The 1,181-nt window shown below is 39.4% G+C and carries 1 pseudogene; it reads left to right on the top strand.

Features of this window, described 5'->3' with window-relative positions:
- Positions 1-1,181: pseudogene (locus tag ACYEKI_RS21210) on the top strand (hypothetical protein); the annotation flags it as partial.

Here is a 1,181-nt window from a genome sequence, read left to right as displayed (position 1 = left end):
ACGATTACAGTAAATGATACAACCAATCCAACAGCGAGTAATCCAGCGGCAGTGAATGTTCAATGTTCAGCAGATGTACCTGCAGTAGATATTAGTGTAGTTACTGATGAGGCAGATAACTGTTCAGCAGCAGCAAACATTGTAGTAGCTCATGTAAGTGATGTAAGCGATGGAAACTCCAATCCAGAAGTCATTACCAGAACTTATAGTGTAACCGATGAAGCAGGAAACAGTATCGATGTAACCCAAACGATTACTGTAAATGATACTACGGATCCAACGGCTAGTAATCCTGCGAATGTTACAGTAGAATGTTCAGCAGATGTTCCTGTAGTAGATATTACTGTAGTAATAGATGAGGCAGATAACTGTAATACAGCAGCAAACATTGTAGTAGCACATGTAAGTGATGTAAGCGATGGAAACTTCAATCCGGAAGTAATTACCAGAACGTATAGTATAACAGACGAAGCTGGAAACAGTATTAATGTAACACAAACGATTACAGTAAATGATACAACCAATCCAACAGCGAGTAATCCAGCGGCAGTGAATGTTCAATGTTCAGCAGATGTGCCTACAGTAGATATTAGTGTAGTTACTGATGAAGCAGATAACTGTTCAGCAGCAGCAAACATTGTAGTAGCTCATGTAAGTGATGTAAGCGATGGAAACTCCAATCCAGAAGTAATTACCAGAACGTATAGTGTAACAGACGAAGATGGAAACAGTATCAATGTAACACAGACGATTACAGTAAATGATACAACCAATCCAACAGCTAGTAATCCAGCAGCAGTGAATGTTCAATGTTCAGCAGATGTGCCTGCAGTAGATATTAGTGTAGTTACTGATGAAGCAGATAACTGTTCAGCAGCAGCAAACATTGTAGTAGCTCATGTAAGTGATGTAAGCGATGGAAACTCCAATCCAGAAGTCATTACAAGAATGTATAGTGTAACAGACGAAGCAGGAAACAGTATCGATGTAACCCAAACGATTACTGTAAATGATACTACGGATCCAACGGCTAGTAATCCTGCGAATGTTACAGTAGAATGTTCAGCAGATGTTCCTGCAGTAGATATTACTGTAGTAATAGATGAGGCAGATAACTGTAATACAGCAGCAAACATTGTAGTAGCACATGTAAGTGATGTAAGCGATGGAAACTTCAATCC

Origin of the sequence: Aquimarina rhabdastrellae (assembly GCA_947387485.1) — a bacterium.
In the GTDB taxonomy this organism is placed as follows: Bacteria; Bacteroidota; Bacteroidia; order Flavobacteriales; family Flavobacteriaceae; genus Aquimarina.
Note: the sequence above shows the minus strand (reverse complement) of the source record. Positions and strands in the feature narration are given on the sequence as shown.